Annotated in this window: 4 protein-coding genes; 2 read left to right on the top strand and 2 right to left on the bottom strand. The window is 66.2% G+C overall.

Going from position 1 to position 3,235, the window contains the following annotated elements; translation table 11 throughout:
* A partial coding sequence (locus tag Q1J79_RS12275) for a 3-keto-5-aminohexanoate cleavage protein (protein WP_300300700.1) occupies window positions 1–671 on the bottom strand: 671 nt, incomplete at its 3' end.
* Between the two features lie 444 nt (window positions 672–1,115).
* Between Q1J79_RS12275 and Q1J79_RS12270 the strand changes: the two genes are divergently transcribed.
* Both Q1J79_RS12270 and Q1J79_RS12265 read left to right on the top strand, forming a co-directional pair.
* Window positions 1,116–1,961, top strand: coding sequence for an aldo/keto reductase (locus Q1J79_RS12270; protein WP_300300697.1), 846 nt, complete (start codon window positions 1,116–1,118; stop codon window positions 1,959–1,961).
* 5 nt (window positions 1,962–1,966) lie between these two features.
* The gene (locus Q1J79_RS12265) at window positions 1,967–2,866 is read left to right on the top strand and encodes a DMT family transporter (protein WP_300300694.1); all 900 of its coding nucleotides are present in this window, start codon (window positions 1,967–1,969) and stop codon (window positions 2,864–2,866) included.
* A gap of 63 nt (window positions 2,867–2,929) precedes the next feature.
* Here the strand turns inward: Q1J79_RS12265 and Q1J79_RS12260 are convergent.
* Window positions 2,930–3,235, bottom strand: a 306-nt coding sequence (locus Q1J79_RS12260) for a hypothetical protein (RefSeq protein ID WP_300300691.1), incomplete at its 5' end; no start/stop codon positions are given.

The following is a 3,235-nucleotide window of genomic DNA, read 5'->3' as shown; positions in this document are numbered from 1 at the left end:
CCGGTGCCGAAGGCGGTCCAGGCGGTGCCGGACGGCAGCATGCCGCGCGCATACAGCACCGTTTCCGGCGATGGCTGGAACCCGTATTTCACGCCCATGACCACCGAACACAGGATCGGGCCCTTCAGCGTGCCGTCGGCGACCAAGTCGCGGCAGAGTGCGATGTCGCCGGAATCGAACAATTCGATCTCGGGCTTCACGCCGGCCGCGTTGATCACGGCCGCCATGCGGCGGACATTGTCGGGCGTGTTGATCACCACCTGCTTGCCGGAATTCATGGTGTTCAGATCCAGTGTGGCGATATCGGGCTTGAGCAGCGCGATATGCGCGACCCGGTCTTCCGGCCGCATCAGCGTGGTGCCGGGGGCGGCGACCTTGGGATCGTCGGGGTCGGGCACGAAGCGGCCGCCCGGCCCGGTGGTGAGATTGATGATGAGGTCCCTGTTCCTGGCGCGGATGCGGTCCATCACGTCGCGGTAATAGTCGATCTCCATGGACGGCCGACCGGTCTTGGGGTCGCGCACATGGATATGCACGCTGGCGGCACCCGCCTCGGCCGCGCCCAGGCAGGCTTCGGCGATCTGTTCGGGTGTGACCGGAAGATGCGGCGTCATCTCCGGGGTCGTCTGATTGCCGGTCACGGCGCAGGTGATGATGACGCGTGATTGCATCGACTATCCTTCCCCCGGGGTTTCTCTGTTGCCCTCTTTCGATGGCATCCTTGTCCGGATTCTAAAATGGAAACGACGAGAGTAGCTCGCTAACGTTCCATTATTCCGCAATGCGGAACGCTAGTTGATGTGCCGCTTGTCGCGATCCTTGGCTTCCAGTCGAAACCGACATTGCTGGGTCGACAATCCCACGCCCCGCCCCGACCTTCAGTGCGTTTGGCGCAATTTGGCACACTGATTTGGAAAACCAGCGGATAGAGAGGAATCACCACAAACGGCTAAGACATTGAGGCCAAAAAAATACTCAGAAATCATCAATGATATCAAAGTGTTAAAATTGCACCAAGCTTACGACGGGGGGCGATTCCCCCTGACCCGCTCCAGCTTCCGCCCAGAGCCAGATGTCGTAGCATCGGACGCCGCCGCGCCCGCCGGAGAGTCGCCATGCCGTCTGCTATCCCGATCGTCACGTTGCCCGATGGCGACAAGGTTCCCGCCCTGGGCCAGGGCACCTGGGCCATGGCCGAGCGGCCGGCGCGGCGCGCGGCCGAGATCGCCGCGCTGCGGCTGGGCCTCGACCTGGGCCTGAGCCTGATCGACACCGCCGAGATGTATGCCGACGGCGCCGCCGAGAGCCTGGTGGCCGAGGCCATCGCCGGCCGGCGCGACGAGGTATTCCTGGTCAGCAAGGTGCTGCCGCAGAATGCCACGCGGCGCGGCACGCTGGCGGCCTGCGAACGCAGCCTGAAGCGTCTGCGCACCGACCGCATCGACCTCTATCTGCTGCATTGGCGCGGCAGCGCGCCGCTGGCGGAAACGCTGGCTGCCTTCGCCGAACTGCGACGTGCCGGCAAGATCCGCCACTGGGGCGTCAGCAACCTGGACATCAACGACATGGCCGAGCTGGCCGGCCATGCCGGCGGCGAGGCCTGCGCCACCAACCAGCTGCTGTACAATCTGATGCGGCGCGGCATCGAGCATGACCTGCTGCCCTGGTGCCGGCAGCGCCGCATGCCGGTGATGGCCTATTCGCCGATCGAGCAGGGCCGGCTGCTGAAGCACAAAAGCCTGGCCGCCATCGCCGCGCGGCATGGCGCCAGCCCGGCCCGGGTGGCGCTGGCCTGGCTGCTGCGGCAGGATGGCGTCATCGCCATTCCCAAGGCCGGCAGCGTGGAGCATGTGCGCGAGAACCGCGCCACGCTGGATGTGACATTGTCGCCGCAGGACCTGGCCGAGCTCGACCACGCCTTTCCGCCGCCGCGCGGGCCCCGCCCACTGGAGATGCTGTAGCCGCCATGACCATGCCGCACAGCCGCCTCGATGGCCTCGCCATCGGCCTGATGACCATCCTGTGCCTGAGCTGGGGCATCCAGCAGGTGGTGATCAAGGAGACCGCCGCGTTCGTCTCGCCCCTGCTGCAGGCCGGGCTGCGCTCGGCCGGCGCGGCTTTGCTGGTGCTGCTGTGGATGGCTTGGCGCCGCATCCCGCTATGGCGGCGCGACGGCAGCCTGTGGCCCGGCCTGGCCGCCGGGCTTTTGTTCGGCACCGAATTCGGCCTGCTGTTCTACGGCCTGACGCTCACCACCGCCTCGCGCGCCGCCATCCTGCTCTACACCGCGCCCTTCTGGGTGGCGCTGGGTTCGCATCTGCTGATCCCGGGCGAGCGCATCGGCCGGCTGCAATGGATCGGCCTGCTGCTGGCCTTCCTGGGCGTGGTACTCACCTTTGCCGGCCGTCTGCAGGCGCCGCAGCCGGACGAGATGCTGGGCGATGCGCTGATGGTGGCGGCCGCCATCCTGTGGGCGGCGACGACCCTGCTGATCAAGGGCTCGAAACTGCGGCTGGTCAGCCCCTACAAGACCCTGCTCTACCAGCTCGCCGTGTCCGGCCCGATGCTGCTGCTGGCTGCTTTGTTCAGCGGCGAAAGCCTGGCCATCCCGGCCACGGCTTTTGTGATCGGCTCGCTGGCCTTCCAGACCGTGGCGGTGGCGGCGGTAAGCTACCTCGCCTGGTTCTGGATGATGATGCGGTATCCGGTTTCGCGGCTGTCGGCCTTTTCCTTCCTCACACCGGTTTTCGGCGTGGCCGGCGGCGCGCTGTACTTAAGCGAACCGGTTTCGCCCGCGCTGCTGGGTGCGCTGGCTCTGGTGGCCTTCGGCATCTGGCTGGTGAACTCGCCCCAGGCACGGTCCTGACACCTAACGACACGGTCCTGACGCGGCGCGCCAGGACCGGCCAGCGTGTCAGGATCGCGCGTATCAGGCGGCGCTGCGCGGCGTCTTGCCGGCGGCGGTTTCCTTGGCCGCCAGGAAGGCCCCGGCCATCTTTTCGCGTTCCGACGCGTCGAAATGTTTGCCCAGCAACTCGAAGGCCTCGCCCTGCTCTTCCTCCACATGGTGTTCAAGCAGTTCCTTCAGCACCATGGCATGGGCGCTCCAGGACGGGCTGGTGGTGGCGCTGGACCGTGTCAGCTTCTCGAACAGGTAATCGACCAGGGCGTGCTCGACATAGCCTTCATGGCCCATCTTCACGGCTTCCTCGTCGTCCTTGCAGTCTTTCAGGGC

Origin of the sequence: Ferrovibrio sp. (assembly GCF_029255545.1) — a bacterium.
Lineage (GTDB): Bacteria > Pseudomonadota > Alphaproteobacteria > Ferrovibrionales > Ferrovibrionaceae > Ferrovibrio.
This window is presented reverse-complemented; position numbering and strand designations above follow the sequence as displayed.

Coding starts and splice junctions, on each gene's coding strand:
- Q1J79_RS12270 (WP_300300697.1), top strand. CDS start 1,116: ATGCCGTCTGCTATCCCGATCGTCACGTTGCCCGATGGCGACAAGGTT.
- Q1J79_RS12265 (WP_300300694.1), top strand. CDS start 1,967: ATGACCATGCCGCACAGCCGCCTCGATGGCCTCGCCATCGGCCTGATG.